The sequence below is a fragment of the Nocardia mexicana NBRC 108244 genome (assembly GCF_001613165.1).
GTDB lineage: Bacteria > Actinomycetota > Actinomycetes > Mycobacteriales > Mycobacteriaceae > Nocardia > Nocardia mexicana.
Genome location: NZ_BDBV01000007.1, coordinates 19,131 through 41,000, shown reverse-complemented (window position 1 = coordinate 41,000; position 21,870 = coordinate 19,131). Strand labels below are relative to the sequence as shown.

Here is a 21,870-nt window from a genome sequence, read left to right as displayed (position 1 = left end):
GTACACCGGGTCGCTGCTCGGCTCAGCCGAGCACCGTGGCGATGATTCCCGTCAGGTAGCCCAGGCGCGCCACCTCCGACGGCCGGAATTCCGGCCCGCCCGGACGGCCGAGTAGCAGCACCTTGCCGGTGTTGCCGAGCGGCGCGGCGGCCAGCTTGGTGTCCATATCCTTCCAGATCTGCGGCACCCAGTCGGCCTCGGGATCGAGCGCCGTGGGCTTCTCCAGCGGCATCCACGGCGCCGAACCCGCCTGTGTCTCAGGCGCGCTCGTGCTGCCCACCACCCGATAGGCGCCCTGGGCGCCCATATCGATCACGGTGCTCCACCCCACGCGCAGCACCCGGGGCACGCCGTCGACCAGTACCTGCAGCCGGTCGTCGCGCGCGGCGGCCACCTGGTCGATCAGCTCCAGTTCCCGATGGGTGTCGAGAATGCCGGAGTATGGGCGCAGCGAATCCACCCGCACATCGGACAGCGACTCGGCCGCGGTGATCAGGGTGTCGGGCAGCGCGCCCTGCGGCACCTCGACCACGAGATCATCGATCGCATATCCGGCGCCGCGTTCGACCACATCCAGCGAGAGGATGTCGGCGCCGACGGAGCCCAAGGCGACGGCCAGTGAACCAAGACTTCCTGGGCGATCCGGAAGTTGCACGCGGAGCAGAAATGACACGTGCGTCCCTTCCCTTCCTGTGCGACCGAGACTTTCGGACGTATACCCGCGTCTCGCAATACTTACACCCGGAGGTTTCGGGTGAGCGGTCCGTGGCGCGCGTGGTGACGCATGCCACTGGTCATTGTCGGACGGACCGGTTCGTCGTGCCAGCGGTAACCCGACGACTCACGGTATCGGGTCGCCGCTGCGGCTCCCACTCGCGGCGGTGCGGGTCGAGTCGGCGGGCTACGGCCGGTTCACTACGCTATTGCACGGAAACTAAACTCTTCTAGTTCCGTCTCTGCGCACGCCGCGCAGGGAGATCTGCTCGAACCTGCCGAAAGGGGTCCCGCGGTGCCCGCCATCTCCCGCGACGAGGTCGCACACCTCGCCCGGTTGTCCCGGCTCGCCCTGACCGATGACGAGCTCGACCTGTATGCCGGTCAGCTGGATTCGATCCTCAGTCACGTGCGGGTCATTTCGGAGGTCGCCGCCGACGTCCCCGCCACCGCGTCGCCGAATCCGACGACGAACGTGACCCGGCCCGACACCATCGTCGAGGGTCTGACGCCGGAACAGGCGCTGTCCGGCGCCCCGGCGGTGGAGGAGCAGCGGTTCATGGTCCCGCAGATCCTGGGAGAGGGCGAATGAGTGATCTCACCAAGGCCACCGCCGCCGAGCTGGCTGAGAAGATCCACGCCCGCGAGGTGTCCGCGGTGGAGGTCACCGAGGCGCACCTGCGGCGCATCGCGGAGGTCGACGGCGAGCTCAACGCCTTCCTGCACGTCGCCGACGAACAGGCCCTGCAGACGGCGGCCGAGGTGGACCGCGCGATCGCCGCGGGCACCGTGGCCTCGCCGCTGGCGGGAGTTCCGTTGGCGCTCAAGGACGTTTTCACCACCACCGACATGCCGACGACCTGTGGGTCGAAGATGTTGGAGGGGTGGGTCCCGCCGTACGACGCGACGGTGACCGCGAAGCTGCGCGAGGCCGGTATCCCGATCCTCGGCAAGACCAATATGGACGAGTTCGCGATGGGCTCGTCGACGGAGAACTCCGCCTACGGCCCGACCCTCAACCCGTGGGACCCGCAGCGGATCCCGGGTGGCTCGGGCGGCGGGTCGGCGACGGCGCTGGCGTCGTATCAGGCGCCGCTGTCGATCGGCACCGACACCGGCGGGTCCATCCGCCAGCCGGCGTCGATGACCGGCACCGTGGGCACCAAGCCGACCTACGGCACCGTATCGCGCTACGGCCTGGTCGCCTGCGCCTCGTCGCTGGATCAGGGCGGCCCCTGCGGCCGGACCGTGCTGGACACCGCGCTGCTGCACGAGGTGATCGCGGGCTACGACCCGCGGGATTCGACCTCGCGCAATGCGCCGGTGGCCCCGGTGGTCGAGGCGGCGCGGCAGGGCGCGCAGGGCGATCTGAGCGGTGTGAAGGTCGGCGTGGTCAAGGAGTTGCACTCCGACAGCTACCAGCGGGGCGTCATCGCCTCCTTCGACGCGGCCGTCGCGGTGCTGAAGGAGCTCGGCGCCGAGGTGGTCGAGGTGTCGTGCCCGAACTTCGAGTACGCGCTGCCCGCCTACTACCTGATCCTGCCCAGCGAGGTGTCGTCGAACCTGGCCCGGTTCGACGCCATGCGCTACGGCCTGCGCGTCGGCGACGACGGGCAGCACAGCGCCGAGCAGGTGATGGCCGCGACCCGCGAGGCCGGATTCGGCCCGGAGGTCAAGCGCCGCATCATGATCGGCACCTACGCGCTGTCGGCCGGGTACTACGACGCCTTCTACGGGCAGGCGCTGAAGGTCCGCACGCTCATCGCCCAGGACTTCGACAAGGCCTACGAGCAGGTCGACGTGCTGATCTCGCCGACCAGCCCGTTCACCGCGTGGAAGCTGGGGGAGAAGGTCGACGACCCGCTGTCGATGTACCTGTCGGACCTGTGCACGCTGCCGAGCAACCTGGCGGGCTACTGCGGCATGTCGGTCCCGTCGGGCCTGAGCGGCGACGACGGCATGCCGGTCGGCCTCCAGATCATGGCCCCGGCCCTCGCCGACGACCGCCTCTACCGGGTCGGCGCGGCCTATGAGGCGGCCCGCGGCCCCATCGCCTGATACTGCGACGGGCTCAACGTCATTCCGGCGCGGGGCCTCAACGTCATTCCGGCGCGCTCTTGGCCGGAATCCGCTGTGACCGACGCGCGGATCCCGGCCAAAAGCATGCCGGGATGACATGGTCGCTCGAGGCGGCATGCCGGGAGGATGTGGTCGCTCGGGGCGGCATGCTGGGATGACGTGGTCACTCGAGGCGGCATGCCGGGATGACGTGGTCACTCGGGGCGGCATGCCGGGAGGATGTGGTCACTCGGGGCGGCATGCTGGGATGACGTGGTCGCTCGGGGCGGCATGCCGGGAGGATGTGGTCGCTCGGGGCGGCATGCCGGGATGACGTGGTTGGTCAGGGCGGCATGCGGGGATGACGTGGTTGGTCAGGGGCGGGGCCAGGGGCGGCCGTCGAGGCGTTCGATGTCGGTGTTGAAGCGCTGGAGGTAGTCGGCGAAGGCGGCGACGTCTTCGGGGGGCCAGCCTTCCATGACGCGGTTCAGGCCCTCGACGTTGGCGGTGCGCTCGGTGACCAGTCGTTGTTCGCCCGCGTCGGTGATCCGGAACTTGCGGGCCATGCCGCCCGCCGGGTCGGGGATGCGTTCGACGAGCCCGGCGCGCAGCAGGGCGGCGGTCTGGCGGTTGAGGGTCGAGGCGTCCAGGCCGAAGGCGTCGCTGAGCTGTCCGATCGACATCGGCCCATCGATGGCCAGGCGGCTGAGCAGCAGGTACGCACTGCGTTCCAGGCGGGTGCCGTCGCGACGATAGCGCGGATTGAGGGTGTAGCGGCCGAGCAGCATGGTCTCGAACTCCACCAGATGCGTGGGCTTGTCCATGCCGTCCTTCCGCCGGTTCGCGCCGCAACCATGTGGGCCCGGTACCACAGTGCCGCCGTGCGCCACCCGGACCCATGTGCGCACTACACATTGTATGAGCCGCACATACCCTGCGGCCTTGCCGGGGAGCATGCGCGACCGAACCTCCCGGCCAAAAGCATGCCGGGAATGAGGGTTGTGGTGGTGTGCCACGGCCGCCTGGCATGCCGCCGCTCCTCCCGGTACCTGGCACACCTCCTCTGATTTCCGGCACGCTTTCGGCCGGAATCCAGCGGCGCAGTGGAGATCCCGGCCAAGAGCATGCCGGGAATGAGGGAGTGTGCCGGTCTGTGGTGGTGTGCTGGGGCTGATGGGCTGTGGTGGTGTGCCGGAGCTGATGGGCTGTGGTGGTGTGCCGGAGCTGATGGGCTGTGGTGGTGTGCCGAAGCTGACGGGCTGTGGTGGTGTGCTGGGGCTGACGTGGTGGGCCGGGAATGACGGGGGCGACTTCGGACGGGCAGGCTTCCTGCTACTTCCGGCACTTGGCTGCCTCCCTTGTTTCCGGCACTTGGCTGCCCCTTGTTTCCGGCATGCTCTTGGCCGGAAGCCGGTGAGAGTGGGTCAGCAGTTGCCCATGGCGGTGCCCTGGTCGGTGCCGTAGCGGTGGCCGTGGCCCGGGGGCGGGTTCAGGGCGGTGAGCAGGTCGGCGGACGTCTGGACGAAGCTGAGCAGCGGAATCCAGGGCGGGCGTGGGGCATCCGAGCGGGTTCCGGCGGGATCGGGTGCGTGCCAGAGCAGTTCGGGTGACCACTGCACGACCGGGTCGGAGGAGTTGGCGAGAATCGTTGCGTTGCCGTGGTGTACGCGCCCGGCGGGCGGTCCCGCCCACAGGGCGGCGCACACGCGCCGCTGCTGATCGGCGTCGTCGGCGAACAGGGCGCTACCGGCGGTGGCGCCGAGGCTCTGCCCGTAGATGTACAGGCGGGGCTTGTGCGGCAGTGCGGCGATGCGTTGTTCGACGGCCGTGAACAGGGTGCGGGCGGACTCCTCCGCGGCGCTGCGGCCGAAGACGAAGGTGGCCCAGCTGGGGGCCTGCGAGTACTGCATGCCGAGCAGCGCGACGTCCCCGCCGAACCGCTCGTCCAGTCCCCGCGCGGCATTGGCGTCGATCCAGCCCGAACCGGTGGGAATCATCACGACCAGGTTGGCGCGATTCCACGCGCCCGAGTTATCCAGCTCGCGAATCGCCAGGGCGACACGGGATTTCAGGTCGGGAGCCGAATTCAGGCCGACATAGACGCGGGCCGCGCGGGAGGGTGAACCGGCGACGAACTTGCGGCCCTCCGCGCCGAGCGAGGCCCAGCTCACCTCGGACGCGGCGCTTCCCGAGCGAGTCAGCGAAACCGGTTGCACCAGTGTGGAATCGACGAAGGCATTGGCGGTCGCATCGGCCGAACGGCGCCAGTCCACGACGGTCGGCAGCAGCACGACCTGAGTGGCCAACGCCGCCACGACGGCCAGCCCGACGCTCCGCAGCCGGCCCAATCGCCGGACGAGCCACCGTATTCCGCGTGCGATGCCGACGAGGACCACCACGATCAGCACGGCGCCGACCCCGCAGCGCAGCCAGTGGTCGGCGCCGACGGCCGCGACACCCATGGCGTCTCGGAGCCGGTTCTGCCACTGCTGGGCGAGAACGACCGCGCCGGAGACCATCAGCGTGCCGGTCAGCGCTACCGGAATCCGGTACGCCGCGAGGCGGTGGTTGATGTCGAATCCCAAGCGCCGTCCGATGATTCGCGCGATTCCGGCGACGGTGAGCGCGATCGTGACGAGCAGTGCGGTGAGGATTGCCTGGGCCGCGGCGGTGCGCGGGAGCAGTCCGGGAGTCAGGGAGGCCGCGGTGCCCAGCGTGAGGGCGAGCGAGGTGCCGATGCGGGGCGGGGTGCGGAGGGCGGCCAGTAAGCGTCTTCGCGGCGGAGCCGGTCGGTGGTGCGGTGGTGCGCTCCGGTGGCGCTCCGGCTCGGCGCGGTGGTCCTCGGGTCTGACAAGGGTTGTGGTCATGGCAAATCCTCGGTGCGTCAGTCGATTCGGTGACGATCGATGCGAAGTGATGCGCCGCTGCGGGCACGGCGAGGAGGCCGTGCCGCCGGTCGGCGGTCAGGGCCGGGCGACGGTCGTCGCCCGACGGGTGGGGAGCCCGGTGCGGCAGGTGCCGCACCCGGGGTGCGTGTCGCGTTGTGTGCGTCCGGCCGGACCGCACACGCGCGGCGGGAGGTGGATGCGCTACCGGCATGTCACGAACGGGGTCATCCGGTCGGTGTTCCCGTTCCGTTCGCCGGGGCGGTTCAGTTCGGCAGGGCAATGCGAGGCCTCCTGCGGAAGAAGACGGTCGGATCGATCCCGCGGCGGCGCGCCCGGCGGATCCCCATGAGCAGGACTGCGAGTGCGAGCACGGCCGAGGCGGCCGGGGCGAGCATCCGCAGCGCCTGGCCGCCCAGCGCGCTGCCCGACAGTTCGGTGCCGAACACGTACTCCGGCAGCGGAGTGGCGTAGTTCTGACGGCGCGAATTCAGGTCCACGGCCGTCGTCGCGACGCCGGCGAGCACCTCGCACCGGGTGCGGGTGAGCGGGTCGGCGTGCGCGGCGCAGGCGGTGTACATGCGCTGCTCCAGGGCCGCGTCGACGGCCTGGCGTGCCCAGGGGCCCAGCGGCTGGTGGTCCCGTTCGGCGTACCGGAGCATGTCGTAGCCGAGATCATGTGCCTTGCAGGCATTGTCGAATTCCGGGGGCAGCGGGATCGGCGACGAGCAGCCGCCGCGCGGATCCACCAGCAGCCCGTCCGCTACCACCGGGCGGTACCCCTGGCGTGCCTGGAAGTCGTCGGGGATCACGGCATCCCAGGGCATTTCCCCGGTCAGCTCCGCGACCGCGGTCCTGGCCGGGGCGCTCTCGATCGGCGCCCTGCCGACACCGACCGCGGCCGCCGCGGGAGCCAGCGCGACCGTCGACCCCGTGACCATCGCCACCACGGCCGCGGCACCGGCCACGCGCCGTAGGCGTCCCGTTCTCTCGGGCGGCGCCGAGTCCGGCCCGCGGCCGTCCCCGGACACCCCCTGCGGTGCGTCCGCAACCCGCCGAGATGACGAGCCGTTGATCGACTCTGCGCGGGGTGGGTGATCCTGCGTTGCATCGCTCATGGCCACCAAGGTTATGAATTGCCACCTACCCCCGCGTCACGCCGGGGTGCGATTTTACGCCTGTAGTACCGGGGGAGGGTTCTTGTGGGCTCGTACCGGGGTAGGGGGTCGGATTTCACCCAGGGGTATGACGACGCTGGTCATGCGGATTTCTACTGTCTTATACATGGCTCGGATTGCGCGGACGGCGCGGCAGGTGACTCGGACGGTGCGAAATCCCGGTCGGCGGCGATTGGCCTTCGACGGGTTCACCGCGCTCGTCACGGCGATCTTCTTCGCGGTGGCGTGGCCGACGCTGCACCTGACCCATCAGGTGCCCGCGGCGGCGCAGCCGTTCATCGCCGGGCTGGCCGCCTTCCCGTTCGCGCTGATCCGGGTGAACCCGGCGCTCGGCTGGGCCATCTCGGCGAGCTCGGCGCTGCTGATCGCGCTGGCCATCCCGAATCAGCCGAACAACACGCTGCCGTTCCAGGTGGTGCACATCCTGGTCTTCTTCGCGCTGCTGTTCGCGGTGGCGGTGCGGGCCCAGATGCAGATCGTGCTGGTGGCGTGGATCGCCTCCGCGCTGCTGTTCGCGACGACGATGGCGCAGACCGGCGATTCGTTCGCCGAGGCCGGGCTGGGCTGGCCGATCGCGATGACCGGGCTGGTGGTGTTCGGCCTGCTGGTGCGCTGGCTGGTGCTCTCGCGCAAGGCGCTGGTGCAGCAGGAGGAGCAGAACGAGCTGGAGCGGGCCCGCCGGGCGATCCTGGAGGAGAAGGCCCGCATCGCCCGCGACCTGCACGACGTCGTCGCCCACCACATGTCGATGGTGGTGGTGCAGGCGCAGACCGCGCCCTACCGGGTGCACGACGTCTCCCCGGCGGCGCAGGCGGAGTTCGAGTCGATCGGTGCCTCCGCGCGCGAGGCGCTCAACGAGATCCGCAGCATGCTCGGCGTGCTGCGCAGCGACGGGCAGCTGCCCGAGCACGCGCCCCAGCCCGCCGCGGTCGACGTGCTGGCGCTGCTGGACGGCGCCCGCCGGGCCGGAGTGTCGATCGCCTGGACGATCGACGGCGAACTCGCGACCGTCCCCGATACGGCGGGCCTGGCGCTGTACCGGATCGTGCAGGAATCGCTGTCCAATGCCTCGCGGCACGCGCCCGGTGCCGCGGTGCGGGTCGCCCTGACCGTCCATGTGGGCTCGGTGGAGGCCGTGATCGGCAACGCTCCGGGCGCGAGTGTGGCGGGCGGCACCTCCGGGACCGGCATCTCGGGCATGCAGGCCAGGGCGGAGGCGATCGGCGGCACCGTCACCGCGGGTCCCCGGCCGGAGGGCGGATTCGAGGTGCGGGCCGTGCTGCCCTTCACCGCCGCCATCCTCGATTCCCCCTCCCTCACCGGCGCCACGCCACCGCCTGCCCTCGACCCCTCGACAACCACTGCCGCCATCGAGCCGAGCGCCACATCCGAAACGGCCCACTGACCGCATCACCCGTCCTATAGCCCGCGCGGTACGCCCCCTGATCCCGCCGGATCGGGCCTCAGGCCCGCGCTCGCGCACCCGGTATTCGTCGGCGCCCCCGTGCAGCAGCGGCGCCGGGTGCAGGAACGTGGGCCGGGTGCGGGAACGTGGGCCGGGTGCGCGAAAATGCCCCGGGTGGGAGAACGTGCCCGGGTGGGAAACGTGCGCCTGGCGCGGGAACGTGCTCCGGGTGGGAAACGTGCGCCGGGTGGGGGAACGTGCTCCGGGTGGGGAACGTGCTCCGGGTGGGAAACGTGCGTCGGGTGCGCGAACGTGCCCCGGGTGGGGGAACGTGCTCCGGGTGGGAAACGTGCGCCTGGCGCGGAACGTGCGCCGGGTGGGGGAACGCGCGTCGGGTGCGGGAACGTGCACGGGGTGCGGGGGCAGGTGAGGGTTGGGGGGCGTGGGTCGGCGCGGGGACGGGTGCGGCGGTTCGGGGCGCGGCGTGCGAGACTCGTCGGGATGTTCCCGTCGTCGATCGTCCGATTCAGCTGAGGTCAGTGTCTCGTGCCCATTACCGTGTTGATCGCCGATGATCAGGCGATGGTGCGGCAGGGTTTCGGTGCCCTGCTCGCCGCCCAGTCCGATATCAGCGTCATCGGGGACGCGGCCAACGGCAAGATCGCCGTCGAGGAGGCCAAGCGGCTGCGTCCCGATGTGGTGCTGATGGATGTGCGCATGCCGGAGATGAACGGCCTGGACGCCGCCCGCGCCATCCTCGCCGCACACCTCGACCCGCCGGTGCGGGTGCTGATGCTCACCACCTTCGATATCGACGACTACGTCTACGAGGCATTGAGCCTGGGCGCCAGCGGCTTTCTGCTCAAGGACGCGCCCGCCGACGAACTGGTGCGCGCGGTGCGGGTGGTCTCCGAGGGCCAGGCCCTGCTGGCCCCGACGGTGACGCGCCGGCTGATCGCCGACGTCACCCGGCGCCGGGCCCGCCCCAAACCGGCGCCCGCCCTGGGTGCGCTGACGCCCCGCGAGCGCGAGGTGCTCGAGCTCATCGCCAAGGGCATGTCCAATACGGAGATCGCCGAGGCGCTGTTCGTCGCCGAGCAGACTGTGAAAACTCATGTGTCCAAGGTGTTCTCGAAGCTCGAATTGCGTGACCGCGCACAGGCGGTGGTGCTCGCCTACGAATCGGGACTGGTCACCCCCGGCTGACCGGCAGGAATCGGTAGTGCGCAGCGGGTACGATCGCCGGACTTGTACGTCGCCGGAAGGGGTCCCGTAGGTGTTGCACAACGGTGACGTGTTCGCCGGGTTCACCATCGAGCGCCTGCTCGGTCAGGGCGGAATGGGTTCGGTCTACCTGGCCCGTCACCCTCGGCTGCCCCGCCTGACGGCGCTCAAGCTGCTGAACCGGGAGCTGTTCGCCGACGCCGAGATTCGCGCGCGGTTCGAGCGCGAGGCGGATCTGGCCGCGCAGCTGGACCATCCGAATATCGTGGCCGTCTACGACCGTGGCGTCGAGGACGAGCAGCTGTGGATCAGCATGCAGTACGTGGACGGTGTGGACGCGGCCACCGTGCATCCGCACACCCTGCCGCCGGAGCGGGCGGTGCAGATCATCGAGGGCGTCGCCGCCGCACTGGATTACGCGCACCGCAACGGCGTGCTGCACCGGGATATCAAACCGGCCAACATCATGCTGGCGCGGGCGGGCGGCGGCAAGGGGGAGCGGGTCTTCCTCACCGACTTCGGCATCGCGCGCCTGCGGGAGGACACCCAGCACCTGACGCAGGCCGGAATGTTCACCGCCACACTGGCCTACGCGTCGCCGGAGCAGATGACCGGCGCCGAGCTGGATCACGGATCGGACCAGTATTCGCTGGCCTGCGCGCTGTACTGGCTGCTGACCGCGACCGGGCCCTTCGACTCGGAGCATCCGACGGAGGTGATCCGCGGGCACCTGCAGTTGCCGGTGCCACCGGCCAGCCAGCGGCGGACGGGGCTGTCTCCGGCGATGGACGCGGTGATCTCCAAGGCGATGGCCAAGCGGCCCGCCGAAAGGTTCCCCGGCTGTACGGACTTCGCGACCGCGGCCAAGCGCGCGCTGACCGCGCCCGCTCCGGTGGTGGTGTCGCAGGGTGCGTCGTATGCCGTCGCGCACTCGAATCCCGCTGCCGTGCAGGCATACTCGCCGGGACCCGGTGGGCCGGGTGCATACACCGGCCCGCTGGGCGCGGGGGTGCCGGGTCAGCCGGTGGCCGCTGCCGGTCCGGTGGGCGCCCCTGGACAGCCGTCGGCCGGCAGGCCGGTGGCGGCATCGCAGCACCCCGCCGGAAACGGCGCGGCGACGAACATGGCTGTCCCCCCGGCCTATTCACCGCAGCCGGGTGGCTATCCGCCGCGCCGGTCGTCGAATTGGATCGGCTGGGTAGTCCTCGCCGTCGTGGTGTTGCTGGCGGCGCTGCTCGCCGGGGCCGCCGTCATCAGTTCCGAGGACGACGACGCGGAGAGCATCGAGGCCGAAACCACCACGGTGACCACGGATTCCGATCCGATACGCGACCTTCGCGAGCTGCACTCGGCCTTCCCGCAGATGGCCCCCGAGCTGACGAACGACAGCGGCACCGGCAACGGCATCGGGTTCGGCGGGAAGACCTGCTACGCCACCAAGGCGGGTGCCCCCCTGTTCCAGCACAACGAGGGTCATCCGTCGCTGGGCAACTGGGTCGCGGCCTGGGACTGCTGGGGCGCCGGGGCCGGACATCAGCCGGACTACACACTGCTCTCGTACCGGTCGCCCGCGGACGTGCACACCGTCCTGGCGCGCTTACCCGGCAACCGCACGAGCGTCGAGACCAACAACGGCACCACCTACACGAACCACCGCTGGAACACCCCGGAGAACCAGTCGCGGACGACCTACTACACGATGACGTCGTTCGAGAACGATCCGGTGCGCGCGAACTACCTGCTGTATTGCAGCAACGACTACTGGCCCGCGGTCCAGCGCGGCCTGTCCGGCCCGGCCTTCACCGAATGGTGGAAGACCTTGCCGCTCAAATAATCTGAACTCCTTCCCGCCACCCACCCATCGGCATCCCGGCACGCGCTCGGCCGGAATCTCGCTGCGGATTCCGGCCGAAAGCATGCCGGAATCAAGGGATTGCCAGTGCGGGGAGGACGGCGTTCGCCCAGCTAATTGTCCATATGTCTAACTCAATTACCCGTTTGTAAAATACCGTGCTAGCCTGGCCCCGTGCCCACCCATCGCACCCCCGAACCGGCCGCTCGCGTCCGCGATGCCGAGCGCACCAAGCGCTGCCTGCTCGATGCGGCCTTCGACGAGTTCTCCACGCGCGGCTTCGCCGGGGCGCGGGTGAGCGAGATCGCCGCCCGCGCCGGGGTCAACAAGCAGCTGATCACCTACTACTTCGGCGGTAAGGCGGGGCTGTACCAGGCCCTGGAGCAGCAGTGGCTGGAGCGCGAGGCGCACTTCGCCGACCCGGAACTGCCCATGGCGGAGCTGGCGGTTCGATACCTGCGGCAACTGCTGGCGGACCCGCGCGGGGTCCGGATGCTGATGTGGCGCGGGCTGAGCGACCATGCACCGTCCCTGCCGTCTACGGCCGAGGGCGATCTGGCCGACGTCGGGGCCCGGCAGGCACGTGGCGAGATCGCCGCCGATCTGGATCCGGCGGCCTACCACCTGGCTCTGCAGGGCATGGTGATGGCCCCGGTGCTGATGCCGCGTGTGGTGACCGAGCTGTTCGGAATGGACCCGCAGACACCGGAATTCGAGCGACGCTACGGGGAGCAGTTGCGGCGCATCCTCATTCACCTAGCAGGAACGAATACCGCAGAAGGAGAACAACAATGAGCTTCCTCGTCACCGGTGCCCGCGGCACCGTCGGCCGCACCGTGATCGAGCGGCTGCGCGCATCAGGGGAGCGGGTGCGGGCAGCGAGCTCGAGTCCCGGCGACACCTCACTGCCCGCGGGCACGGAGATTGTCGGGCTCGACATGACCGATCCAGGGTCGGTCGCCGCCGCCCTCGACGGCATCGATCGAGTGTTCATGTATGCCGCGCACGACGGTATGGGCACCTTCGCGGACGCGGCGAAAGCCGCCGGTGTGCAGCACATTACGCTGCTGTCGTCGCTGGCCGCCGCGGCGCCCGGCAACCCGATCGGTGACAGCCACCTGGCGGCGGAGCGGCCTCTGCAGGAATCGGGGCTGCCGCTGACCATTCTGCGCCCCGGTGGTTTCGCGACGAACTGGCGCTGGTGGGTGACGCCGGAACGAGTTGTCCGCCTGCCCTATCCGGAGGTGCAGCAGAGCCTGATCCACGAGGCCGACCTGGCCGACGCGGCGATCGCGACGCTGACCCGGCCCGGCCACGCCGACAACATCTACCCGATCACCGGACCGGAGTCGCTGTCGCTGCGTCGCATGGCGGAAATCCTCAGCGCCGCACTGGGTGAGCCGCTGCCGTTCGAGCAGATCAGTCACGAGGAGGCGGCGGAATTCTTGTACAAGCCGATGCTCGACCTCTGGGCGGAGCGCGGCGACGTGCCGGACGATATCGAACCAACCTCGGAATCAGTCACCGGTGTACCCGCCCGGACCTTCGCCGACTGGGCCGCCGACCACGCCGCCGAATTCGAGTAGTCGCCGGGCATTTACGGGGTGGCGCGCTCGTCGAGCACCATGTGCCCGGCATCGACGAGGATCTGCCTGGCCCGTCTTCGGACCTCGCAGTCGTCGACCGTGCAGCACATATGAATTTGCATGGCCTCGTGCGCGTGTTCGGGGGTTAACGGGCCGGGATCGACAGTGCAGTCGAAGAGGAACATCATGGCGACTACCAGCGTTCTTCGCGGGAAAGGCCGAGCGGAACCAACCCGAGTAAGCCTATCCAGGTTCATCGCCAGGTGTGAGCGGTATAGGTTACTCGGAGTTGACGAGTGCCCTACGTCCCTATTCGGACTCGGTGAACCGGCTCATCCGAAGAACGCGGCCGCCTCCCGATACCGGTCCGCCGGAACCAGTTTGAGCTGCTTGGTCGCCTCCGCCAGCGGTACCAGTTCGATATCGCTGCCCTGCAGCGCGACCATCTGGCCGAAGTGCCCGTCGTGTACCGCCTCGGTGGCGTGCACGCCGAATCGGGTTGCCAGCACGCGGTCGAACGCGGTCGGCTTGCCACCGCGCTGCACGTGGCCGAGCACGGTGGTGCGCACCTCCTTGCCGATGCGCCGCTCGATCTCGAAGCCCAGCTGGTGCGCGACCCCGGTGAACCGCTCGTGCCCGTACTCGTCGATACCGCCCTCGCGCAGATGGAACGAGCCCTCCGCCGGCTTGGCGCCCTCGGCCACCACGCAGATGAAATGCGAATCGCCGCGCTGGAAGCGGCGTTTCATCATCGCGCACACCTCGTCGATGTCGAAGGGCACCTCGGGGACCAGGGTGAGGTGCGCGCCGGAGGCGATGCCGGCGTTCATCGCGATCCACCCGGCATGCCTGCCCATGACCTCCACCAGCATCACGCGCTGATGCGATTCGGCGGTGGTGTGCAGCCGGTCGATGGCGTCGGTGGCGATGGTGACCGCGGTGTCGTGACCGAATGTGGTGTCGGTGCAGTCGATGTCGTTGTCGATGGTCTTGGGCACCCCGACCACCGGGACGCCCTCCTCGGCCAGCCAGCTGGCGGCCGTCAGCGTGCCCTCGCCGCCGATCGGGATGAGCGCCTCGATGCCGTTGTCGTCGAGGGTCTGCTTGATGCGCCCCAGCCCCGCCCGCAGCACGTCGGGATTGGTGCGCGCCGTGCCGAGCATGGTGCCGCCCTTGGTGAGCAGCCGATCGGTGCGGTCGTCGTTGTGGATGCGTATTCTGCGATCCTCGAGTAGTCCGCGCCAGCCGTCCTGGAAACCGACGATCGCGTCCCCGTAGCGACCGTTCGCGGTGCGAACGACCGCTCGGATGACCGCGTTCAAGCCTGGGCAGTCCCCGCCTCCGGTCAAGACTCCGATGCGCATGCCCGCTATCTTGCCGGGCGCGCGGAGTAAGCGCAGCCCCGGCCCTGCGATCCCGGCCAAAAGCGTGCCGGGAAATGCTGGGAGGCGTGCGGCTGCCGGAAAGCTGTGCGGCGGGCCGACACTATTTCCCGGGGTGCTTTCGGCCGGGATCAGCGGGGGGCCGGGCACTGGCCGGCGGGGAGGTCGCCCAGGTGCTTGCCGACCAGGGCGATCATCTTGTTCAGGATTTGGGTGCCGTCGTCGAAACCGCCCGAGTTGGCTTGCGCGGCAAGGGCGACCGCCATCTGCCCGGTGGGGGTGGTGACCAGGCCGAACTGGCGGACCAGATAGGCGCCGCCCTGGTCCGGGCCCCAGCCGCCCTTGTACTCGGCATCGTCGAGGTGGCCGATACCCCACTGCTGGCCCCACACGACCTTGCCCATGAGATTGACGACGGTGTCGGCATTGGGCAGGCAGGGCAGCCGCGAGGCGAACCGCACCTGGTCGGCCAGGGACCAGTCGGCCTGGCCGAAGGCGGAATAGTCGGGCCGGGCGCGGGTGGCGGGCACCTTGGTGGTGGTGTCGCCGCCCTCGCGCAGCACCGCCTCCACGGCGCCCGCGGCCTGGGCCGGCGCGCCCAGCGACTGCCACAGTCCGTCGGCGGCGCTGTTGTCGGATTCGGTGATGGCCGCCGACATCTGATACGTGCCGGAGTTGCCGTTGGCGCGCAGCGCCGCCAGCGTGAGCGGCACCTTCATCGTCGACCAGGCCGGACCGGTGGTCCAATCGCCCAGGGAGGTCATCCGCTCGCCGCCGACGGGCATGATCGCCATGCCGACGCGCCCGCCCAGGGACGGCTGCAACTCCTTGAAGTCGGCGGCCAGCGTGCCGGGCAGCGCGACCATCGCGCCGATGGTCGGGTTGCTGGGCCGCTCCATCGTCGGCAGCGGTTCGCTGTCGGTGCCCGAGGAACAGGCCGCACCGGCCAGCACGAGCGTGGTGCACAGCGCGGCCGTCAGCCGCCGCCGGATCGCGTTGCCGAACAGTCGCCTTCGTCCACGTACAGCCGTCGCCGGGGCGGGACCCGATGGCGGCGTGGATGTTTCGCCGACGCCGATTCGGGTCACTCCGTAAATGCCCGGCAGTGGGCGCATTTCGGACGGCTCGAACCGGTTGCCCGGCCGCCGGTGTGGTGCGTCCACCCGTTCACCTCCAACATCGCGGGGTGGTTCGTACCACGCCACCCCTCAGTCGAGGCATTCTGTGTCGTCCGGGCTGCGCGGTCAAATGCCGAATCTCACGGTGTCACATATGAGACGAATCCCACTCACCGCCGGCATTCTCCGCCGCCCAGCTCACGACCGTGATTGGCGAGCAGGGCGGACATCTTGTCGAGCATCGCGGTGCCGTCCTCGAAACTGCCCGAATCCGGTTGCGCGGCAAAGGCCACCGCCAGCTGTCCGGACGAGGTCGGGATCAGGCCGAACTGGCGGACCAGGTAGGCGCCGGTCTCGTCGTCGGGGCCCCAGCCGCCCTTGTACTCCGCACCGACGAAGGCGCCCAGGCCCCAGCTCTGGCCGGCGGTGATCTCGCTCATCAGGTTCACCACGCGCGCGGCGTAGTGCAGGCACGGGAGCCTGCTGGCGAAGCGAACCTGGTTGAGCAGCGTCCACACGGTGGCGCCGAACGCCATCGGGTCGTCGACCGACTCCCGGGCCTCCGCATTGTGCCGGTCCGCGACATCGGTTGTGGTGTCCCCGGTTTCGCGCAGCACCGTCTCGACCGCCTCGGCCGCCCGTTCGCCGCCGCCGAGCGCGTCCCACATCTCCTGCGCCGCATCGTTGTCGGAGGAGGTGATGGCCGCCGTCGCGAGGTCGGCCTGGCCCGCGGGATCCTGGCGCAGCGCGGCCAGGGCCAGCGGCACCTTGATGGTGGACCACGCGATCCCGGTGGTCCAGGTGCCCAGGGTGATGGCGCGATCGCCGCCGACCGGCATCACGGCCATGCCCATGCTGCCCCGCATTTCGCGCTGTAGCTCGGCGAATTCGGTGGCCAGCGAACTCGAGACGCCGAGGGTCTCGGCGCTGGCGTGCACCCCGGGCTGCATGGCCACCGCATTCGCGGGCGGGGCGGGGGCGGCGGGGGGTGTGGCCTCGACGGGAACGGGGGTGCCGGCGTTCGCGGTGCACGCCGTGACGGTCGCCGCCGTCACCACCAGCAGGGTCCATCGAAAGTTCTTGCGCCGCAGTGGCTTCACCTCAATAGACATACACCACCGCGTTTTCGCCGCCGGTGCAGGTGACCACCTTGCCCGCCGCGGTGCAGTCCATGGGGTAGGAGCGGCCGGTGACCGGGCTGACCGCGACCACCGACGCCGAGCCGCCGGAAGTGCCCGCTGCCTGGGCATAGGCCTTGCGAACCTCCTCGGCGAAGGCGCACGAGGTGACCGACGAGCCCGTGGCGGATTTCGAGAAGGGCCCCTGCGCGGCCGAACTGCCCTGGCACGCGGTGGCGCCGGGCGGCGGCGTCGCGGCGGCCGTCGTGGTCGGCGCGGTGGTGGCTGTGGTCGGAGCGGACTGCTGCGGCACGGAGATGCTCGATCCGGCCGGGCCGGACGCCACCGACGGCGCGGTGCTGCCCGGTTTGCTCACCACATGCCACCCGACCGTGCCCGCCACCGCGGCCAGCGCGACGGCGAGCACACCCAGCACGATCGGCAGAACGATCGAGCGGCGCCGGGAACTCGGGTAGGGATCCTCGTAACCCGTTGCGGCGGAGTCGTATTCGGACTGCCCGCCGAACGCGTAGTCGTACTCCTCGCGTCCCGAGTCGTACGCGCGTGCCGAGGGACCGTACTCACGCGCCCCGGGATGGTCATCGTAAGCCCGTGCTGTGAGGTCATCGTCGTAGCCGCGTGCCGCGGGATCGTTGTCGTAGGCCGGTGCGGCAGGGTCGTAGTCGTCGTACGCGCGCGTCCCGGGATGGTCGTCGTAGGCCGGTGCGGCGGATTCGTCGTCGTAAGCCCGTGCCGCGGGGTCGTCGTCGTAGTCGCGTGCCGCTGGGCCGTTGTCGTAGGCGCGTGCGGCTGGGTCGTAGTCGTCGTAAGCCCGTGCGGCTGGGTCGTAGTCGTCGTACGCGCGCGTCCCGGGATGGTCGTCGTAGGCCGGGGCGGCGGGATCGTCGTCGTAAGCCCGTGCCGCAGGTTCGTCGTTGTAGGCGCGTGCTGCGGGGTCGTTGTCGTAAGCCCGTGCCGCGGGGTCGTCGTAAGCCCGTGTAGCGGGGTCGTTGTCGTAGGCCGGTGCCGCGGGGTCGTAATCGTCGTAGGCCCGTGCCTCGGAGTCGTCGTGAGCGCGTGCCCCGGACTCCGGTAGCGGGGCGAACCGGTATTCGTCGGGCCGCACCAGCGTCGGATCCGTCGGCCGGATCACCGGCAGGTCGCCGGATGTGTCGCGATCCTCGTCGGGGTCGCGGGGCGCGATGATCCGCAGCGTCCCCGAGGTGTCGTGGCCGCGCGGCCGCTGCGCGTCGGCGTCGTCGGGCTGCTCCGGGCCGCGCGGCACCAGGCTGGTCGGCTCGTCCGCGTTGGACGGTCTGCCCGTCCCCGCGCCGGTCTGCAGCACCGTGGTGGGCTGTGCGGCGGGCGGTGCGGTGTCGTCGGAGTCCGGCGGCGGTGCCGGGGTGCGCGGTGGGAACCGGGCCGGGATGGTGGGGCCCTCCGGACCGAAGGGCTGGAAGGTGGTCGGCTCCGGAGCCGGTGCGGGGGCGCCGCCCGGCGGCTGCCCGAGCAGCGTGCGCTTGTCCCGCTGCGGAAGTCCGGACGACTGCCCGGCGCGCGCCGCCGCGGCCTTGCCGGGATCGGTGTCCTCCGAGAGATATCCGCGGACGGTCTCCGCCGCCCGGGGATCGGGGGCGAAGGGCATGACCGTGGTCGGCTCCGCGGGCGGTCCGGCCGCCGTGCCGGATTCGGTTGCGGCCTCGCCGTATTCGTACGACGCGGCGGGCGACGCCTCGGACTCCATCGGCGTCCGGTCGTAGTCGTCGACATCGTCCTCGGCGTCGAGCGGGTCGGGGGACTCCCCGACCACGCCGGTCTCGGCCGCCGCGTAGCCGTAACCCACGGACAATCCGAGGGCGGCGCGGGCGGCTCCGGCGAATTCACCCGCGGTCCCGTACCGCCCGTCGGGAGTCTTCGCCATCGCGTGCGCGATCACCGCGTCCAGGGCGGGCGGCACATCCGAGCGCTTCAGGCTGGGCCGCGGCGGCGGGTCCGACAGGTGCGCCCGGATCAGGACGCTCACGCTGTGCACCGGGAACGGGGTTGCCCCCGTGAGGCATTCGTGCAGCACGCAGGCCAGCGAATAGGTGTCCGCGCGGCCGGTGACCGGACCCGCGTCGAACCGCTCCGGCGCCATGTAGGTGTAGGTGCCGGGCGCCGTGCCCACCATGGTCAGGCTGCTGTCGCCCTCGCTGCGGGCGATGCCGAAATCGGCGAGATAGGCGAAATCGGCTGCGGTGACGAGGATATTGGCGGGCTTGACGTCGCGGTGCACCAGCCCGGCGGTGTGCGCGGCATCCAGCGCGGCCGCCGCCTGCTCGATGATGTCGACCGCGCGGTCCGGATCCATCGCGCCGTGCCGCCGCAGCCGGGTGCGCAGATTCTCCCCGCGCACCAGCCGCATATCGATGTAGAGGACGCCGTCGATCTCACCCCAGTCGTGGATCGGGATGATGTGCGGCTCCGACAACCGTGCCGCCGCTCGGGATTCGCGCTGGAACCGCTCCTGATACGCCGGATCGTCCGCCAGCCCCTCCGCCAGCAACTTGAGCGCGACCAGACGATCCTTGCTGGTGTCATAGGCCTCGTAGACCTCGCCCATGCCGCCTCTGCCCAGCAGCGAGCGCAGCTCGTACGGGCCGAATCTGCCGCCGGCCCGCGACCGCGGTGCGTCCACCGGTGCAACCTCCACATCCTGGGCAGGGTGTGCGAGAACCCCTACCCGGTTGGTCACCGGGGTCTTGCCTGCCCCTCAGACTGCCGATTCTCCGGGTGCGACCACGCCGTGGTCAAACGCGTACACGATCGCCGCGGCCCGATCTCGTAATCCGAGCTTCCCGAAAATGTGCCCTACGTGGCTCTTTACGGTTACCTCCGAGATTCCGAGCTCACCGGCGATCTCGGTGTTGACCCGTCCTCGGCCGATCAGCCGCAGCACCTCGAGTTCGCGGGCGGTCAGCTCGTCGAGGCGGTTGCGGGCGCGCGGCGGTTGCGGACGCACCGATCGGTAGGCCGACAGCACGCGCCCGGTAACCGACGGGTCGAGCCAGGAGCCGCCCGCGGCGACCGTGCGCACGGCGCGGATGAGGTCTTCGGCGGGGGAGTCCTTGAGCAGGAACCCGGCCGCGCCCGCGCGCAGCGCCCCCGACAGCAGCTGGTCGTCGTCGAAGGTGGTCAGCACCAGTACGGGCGGTGCGTCCTCACGGGCGCGCAGCAGCCGGGTGGCGTCGATGCCGCCGATGCGTTTCATTCGCAGGTCCATCAGCACGATGTCGGGGCGCTGCGCCGCCACGGCCGACGGCACCTCGTCGCCGTCGGCGCATTCGCTGACGTGGAATCCGTCGCGGCGGCGCAGGATTCGCCGCAGCCCGCCGCGCACCAGCTCTTGGTCGTCGACGACGAGGACGGCGATGGTGCCGGTGTCCGGTCCCGATCCGGTATCGGATTTCGCCGTATCGTCTGCCATGTTCGATCCCGAGATCACATGCCCTCCTGCAGTTTCCGGGTCATCGACGAGAACGCGTCGCGCACCGCCCGCAGCGGAACCTCCGCCCCGGTGGCCGCGCATCCGCCCGCGGACTTGGTGCCGCCGATCGGGATGCGGGCGCGCACCAGCCAGGCATCGTCCTGCGGTCCGGCGGTCAACGCACCGCCGAGCAGCGTGGCGCGCTGCCGCATCCCCGAGATGCCCATGCCGCGGCCGCGGCGCGGGGAGGCGCCGCCGGGCAGGGTGTTGGTGACCGCGGCGTTCACCTCCGCCTCGGTCACCTCGATGCGCAGCGCGACCTCGGCGCCGGGTGCGTGCTTGGCGACGTTGGCCAGCGATTCCTGGCTGATCCGGTACAGCGCCAGACCCGTCGTCGCCGAGACCGCGGCGGTGTCGCCGGTGAGCTCGTAGCCGACCGGCAGGCCCGCGCGGACGAAGTCCTCGACCAGGCCCGCGATATCGTCGAGCCCCGGTTCCGGGCTGGTGCTGGCGGGCCGCTGGTCGAGCAGGCCGACCGTGCGGCGGATATCCGACATGGCCTGGCGCCCGAGCCGCTCGGCGTCGGTGAGCGCGTCCACCGCCTCGTCGACGTCGCGGTCGGTCTGCAGCGAGTGCCGGGCCGCGGTCAGGTGCAGCAGGGTGATGCTGAGCGAATGCGCGATCACGTCGTGCACCTCGCGGGCGATGCGGCGGCGCTCCTCGTCGGCGGCCTGCGCGGCGCGGATCTCCTGATTCTCCCGCTCCTGATAGAGGAAGCGGCGCTGGAACTGCAGCATGAGGCCGACCATCCAGCCGAGCACCACGCCGACCAGATACATCGGCAGGCCCGCGTCCGCGTTCCCCAGTGCGGCGAAGCCGAGCAGCTCCAATATCGCCAGGACGGTGACGGCGATACTGATCTTCTTCGGTGCGATGGCGGCGATCTCGCCCGCCATCACCGTCAGCACCAGCGGCGCGCAGTCGGGCGAGACCGGCTGGACCAGGAACAGCGCCGCCGCGAGCATCGAGGATCCGGCGAGCAGTACCGGGTGCGGTTCCAGATCGAGCAGGAAGATGAGCGGATAGCTCAGCGCGATGATGGCCACCGCCACGAACGGCAGCGTGGTCGCGAAGTAGTCGCCGCGCAGCGCCGCCGCGGTGATCGCGGTGATGATCATGGCGGCGTCGGCGGTGTAGACCACCGACGGCGGATAGTCGTAGGAGGAGTCTTCGATCTTGCGCCGCACCGAACCCACGGGATCGCGCACGAACTCCCCGAATCGGGCGCGGACCCGGCGGGGCCACCCGCGCAGCGACGCGGGTTCCCTCATGCCCTGCTCAGTGGCGTGTGCCGCACCCATCCTGCAAGGCTAGCCCCCTGGTCGGCGCCCCGGCATCGTGCTCGGAACGCACCCCCGCTCCTACCACGGTAGGACCGCAAGTCTCGTCTGCGGCACGACGTAAGCGGGCCCGGGTGGCCGTAGCGTGAATTCCACAGTGCCCGGCGGTGAGGTACCGGGCGCCCATACGGAAGGGATGGGAGCGATGACGTGGAAGGACCTGCACGCTCGGACCGACATCCTGCACGAGGTACTCGCCCGCGCGGCCGCCGATCCGGCCGGTCCGGGACTGTTCTACGGCCTGCCGGACTGCGACCGGCTCTTCGGCGGACCCGCCGGAGTGCTCGCCGCATTGCAGTACCAGTGGGACAACCACCTGCGCGCAAAGCTGGACCAGGCCCAGGTGGAGGGGCAATCGGCCGCCGAGGCCTATCTGGAACTGGCGGCCGAGCAGCCCGTGCTGCGGGCCGTGCTCGACGCCCAGGACGTCCGCCGCTGGCGTGACGTCCGGGTGCTGGCCTCCTGATTTCGGCCGCCACCGACA

At 70.3% G+C, this 21,870-nt stretch carries 19 protein-coding genes; 8 read left to right on the top strand and 11 right to left on the bottom strand.

From position 1 onward, the window contains the following. Window positions 1-22: 22 nt before the first annotated feature. Window positions 23-673: an ACT domain-containing protein gene (locus NM1_RS04070; RefSeq protein WP_068014025.1), complete on the bottom strand. Its 651-nt coding sequence runs from the start codon at window positions 671-673 to the stop codon at window positions 23-25. A 336-nt stretch (window positions 674-1,009) separates the two neighbouring features. Here NM1_RS04070 and gatC point away from each other — a divergent pair, with 336 nt between their 5' ends. Together gatC and gatA are read left to right on the top strand one after the other, a co-directional pair. Beyond that, window positions 1,010-1,306 (top strand): Asp-tRNA(Asn)/Glu-tRNA(Gln) amidotransferase subunit GatC, encoded by a 297-nt coding sequence (gene gatC, locus NM1_RS04065; protein WP_068014021.1) that lies wholly within the window; start codon window positions 1,010-1,012, stop codon window positions 1,304-1,306. Next, complete coding sequence (gene gatA, locus NM1_RS04060) at window positions 1,303-2,772, top strand: Asp-tRNA(Asn)/Glu-tRNA(Gln) amidotransferase subunit GatA (RefSeq protein WP_068014020.1); 1,470 nt, start codon at window positions 1,303-1,305, stop codon at window positions 2,770-2,772. Before gatC ends, gatA begins: the two co-directional genes overlap by 4 nt. Window positions 2,773-3,146: 374 nt before the next feature. Here gatA and NM1_RS04055 read toward each other — a convergent pair whose 3' ends face one another. The 3 genes from NM1_RS04055 to NM1_RS41890 form a co-directional block, all read right to left on the bottom strand. Beyond that, on the bottom strand, window positions 3,147-3,596 hold the full coding sequence (locus NM1_RS04055) for a MarR family winged helix-turn-helix transcriptional regulator (RefSeq protein ID WP_068014019.1): 450 nt from the start codon (window positions 3,594-3,596) through the stop codon (window positions 3,147-3,149). Between the two features lie 600 nt (window positions 3,597-4,196). Continuing rightward, entirely contained in the window at window positions 4,197-5,639 is a 1,443-nt protein-coding gene (locus NM1_RS04050; protein ID WP_084519143.1) for an alpha/beta-hydrolase family protein, read from the bottom strand. Between the two features lie 284 nt (window positions 5,640-5,923). Next, window positions 5,924-6,775 (bottom strand): hypothetical protein, encoded by an 852-nt coding sequence (locus NM1_RS41890; protein ID WP_147289026.1) that lies wholly within the window; start codon window positions 6,773-6,775, stop codon window positions 5,924-5,926. A gap of 166 nt (window positions 6,776-6,941) precedes the next feature. Here NM1_RS41890 and NM1_RS04040 point away from each other — a divergent pair, with 166 nt between their 5' ends. From NM1_RS04040 to NM1_RS04020, 5 genes are all read left to right on the top strand, one after another. Next, window positions 6,942-8,240 carry a sensor histidine kinase gene (locus NM1_RS04040; protein ID WP_068014017.1) on the top strand — a complete coding sequence of 433 codons (1,299 nt, stop codon included), beginning with the start codon at window positions 6,942-6,944 and terminating at the stop codon, window positions 8,238-8,240. Window positions 8,241-8,786: 546 nt separating this feature from the next. Beyond that, window positions 8,787-9,446 carry a response regulator gene (locus tag NM1_RS04035; RefSeq protein ID WP_068014016.1) on the top strand — a complete coding sequence of 220 codons (660 nt, stop codon included), beginning with the start codon at window positions 8,787-8,789 and terminating at the stop codon, window positions 9,444-9,446. Window positions 9,447-9,516: 70 nt separating this feature from the next. Next, the gene (locus NM1_RS04030; protein WP_068014014.1) at window positions 9,517-11,298 is read left to right on the top strand and encodes a serine/threonine-protein kinase; all 1,782 of its coding nucleotides are present in this window, start codon (window positions 9,517-9,519) and stop codon (window positions 11,296-11,298) included. A 192-nt stretch (window positions 11,299-11,490) separates the two neighbouring features. Then, window positions 11,491-12,111 (top strand): TetR/AcrR family transcriptional regulator, encoded by a 621-nt coding sequence (locus NM1_RS04025; protein WP_068014013.1) that lies wholly within the window; start codon window positions 11,491-11,493, stop codon window positions 12,109-12,111. Continuing rightward, complete coding sequence (locus NM1_RS04020; protein WP_068014012.1) at window positions 12,108-12,902, top strand: SDR family oxidoreductase; 795 nt, start codon at window positions 12,108-12,110, stop codon at window positions 12,900-12,902. Before NM1_RS04025 ends, NM1_RS04020 begins: the two co-directional genes overlap by 4 nt. A gap of 11 nt (window positions 12,903-12,913) precedes the next feature. On the opposite strand, the gene NM1_RS41885 is transcribed toward NM1_RS04020, so the two are convergent. The 7 genes from NM1_RS41885 to NM1_RS03990 all read right to left on the bottom strand — a co-directional run bounded on the left by NM1_RS41885 (window position 12,914) and on the right by NM1_RS03990 (window position 21,317). Further along, entirely contained in the window at window positions 12,914-13,090 is a 177-nt protein-coding gene (locus tag NM1_RS41885; protein WP_157123836.1) for a hypothetical protein, read from the bottom strand. A 144-nt stretch (window positions 13,091-13,234) separates the two neighbouring features. Further along, window positions 13,235-14,266: an ATP-dependent 6-phosphofructokinase gene (locus NM1_RS04015; protein ID WP_068014011.1), complete on the bottom strand. Its 1,032-nt coding sequence runs from the start codon at window positions 14,264-14,266 to the stop codon at window positions 13,235-13,237. A 149-nt stretch (window positions 14,267-14,415) separates the two neighbouring features. Beyond that, complete coding sequence (locus NM1_RS04010; protein WP_246011428.1) at window positions 14,416-15,447, bottom strand: serine hydrolase; 1,032 nt, start codon at window positions 15,445-15,447, stop codon at window positions 14,416-14,418. A gap of 125 nt (window positions 15,448-15,572) precedes the next feature. Further along, window positions 15,573-16,514 carry a serine hydrolase gene (locus tag NM1_RS04005; protein WP_068014010.1) on the bottom strand — a complete coding sequence of 314 codons (942 nt, stop codon included), beginning with the start codon at window positions 16,512-16,514 and terminating at the stop codon, window positions 15,573-15,575. Continuing rightward, the gene (locus NM1_RS43765) at window positions 16,504-19,197 is read right to left on the bottom strand and encodes a serine/threonine-protein kinase (protein WP_246011427.1); all 2,694 of its coding nucleotides are present in this window, start codon (window positions 19,195-19,197) and stop codon (window positions 16,504-16,506) included. Before NM1_RS43765 ends, NM1_RS04005 begins: the two co-directional genes overlap by 11 nt. Window positions 19,198-19,272: 75 nt before the next feature. Continuing rightward, window positions 19,273-19,986 carry a response regulator gene (locus NM1_RS03995; RefSeq protein WP_068014132.1) on the bottom strand — a complete coding sequence of 238 codons (714 nt, stop codon included), beginning with the start codon at window positions 19,984-19,986 and terminating at the stop codon, window positions 19,273-19,275. A gap of 14 nt (window positions 19,987-20,000) precedes the next feature. Continuing rightward, a complete protein-coding gene (locus NM1_RS03990) occupies window positions 20,001-21,317 on the bottom strand; it encodes a sensor histidine kinase (protein WP_114699658.1) in 1,317 nt (438 codons plus the stop codon). Window positions 21,318-21,531: 214 nt separating this feature from the next. Here NM1_RS03990 and NM1_RS03985 point away from each other — a divergent pair, with 214 nt between their 5' ends. Beyond that, window positions 21,532-21,852, top strand: a complete 321-nt coding sequence (locus tag NM1_RS03985; RefSeq protein ID WP_068014007.1) for a hypothetical protein — start codon at window positions 21,532-21,534, stop codon at window positions 21,850-21,852. The last annotated feature ends 18 nt before the right edge of the window (window positions 21,853-21,870 follow it).

Excerpts from the sequence above, each read along its gene's own strand:
- gatA (WP_068014020.1), top strand. The coding sequence starts at position 1,303 with ATGAGTGATCTCACCAAGGCCACCGCCGCCGAGCTGGCTGAGAAGATC.
- NM1_RS04055 (WP_068014019.1), bottom strand. The coding sequence starts at position 3,596 with ATGGACAAGCCCACGCATCTGGTGGAGTTCGAGACCATGCTGCTCGGC.
- NM1_RS04050 (WP_084519143.1), bottom strand. The coding sequence starts at position 5,639 with ATGACCACAACCCTTGTCAGACCCGAGGACCACCGCGCCGAGCCGGAG.
- NM1_RS41890 (WP_147289026.1), bottom strand. The coding sequence starts at position 6,775 with ATGAGCGATGCAACGCAGGATCACCCACCCCGCGCAGAGTCGATCAAC.
- NM1_RS04040 (WP_068014017.1), top strand. The coding sequence starts at position 6,942 with ATGGCTCGGATTGCGCGGACGGCGCGGCAGGTGACTCGGACGGTGCGA.
- NM1_RS04020 (WP_068014012.1), top strand. The coding sequence starts at position 12,108 with ATGAGCTTCCTCGTCACCGGTGCCCGCGGCACCGTCGGCCGCACCGTG.
- NM1_RS41885 (WP_157123836.1), bottom strand. The coding sequence starts at position 13,090 with ATGATGTTCCTCTTCGACTGCACTGTCGATCCCGGCCCGTTAACCCCC.
- NM1_RS04015 (WP_068014011.1), bottom strand. The coding sequence starts at position 14,266 with ATGCGCATCGGAGTCTTGACCGGAGGCGGGGACTGCCCAGGCTTGAAC.
- NM1_RS04005 (WP_068014010.1), bottom strand. The coding sequence starts at position 16,514 with ATGTCTATTGAGGTGAAGCCACTGCGGCGCAAGAACTTTCGATGGACC.
- NM1_RS03995 (WP_068014132.1), bottom strand. The coding sequence starts at position 19,986 with ATGGCAGACGATACGGCGAAATCCGATACCGGATCGGGACCGGACACC.
- NM1_RS03990 (WP_114699658.1), bottom strand. The coding sequence starts at position 21,317 with ATGAGGGAACCCGCGTCGCTGCGCGGGTGGCCCCGCCGGGTCCGCGCC.
- NM1_RS03985 (WP_068014007.1), top strand. The coding sequence starts at position 21,532 with ATGACGTGGAAGGACCTGCACGCTCGGACCGACATCCTGCACGAGGTA.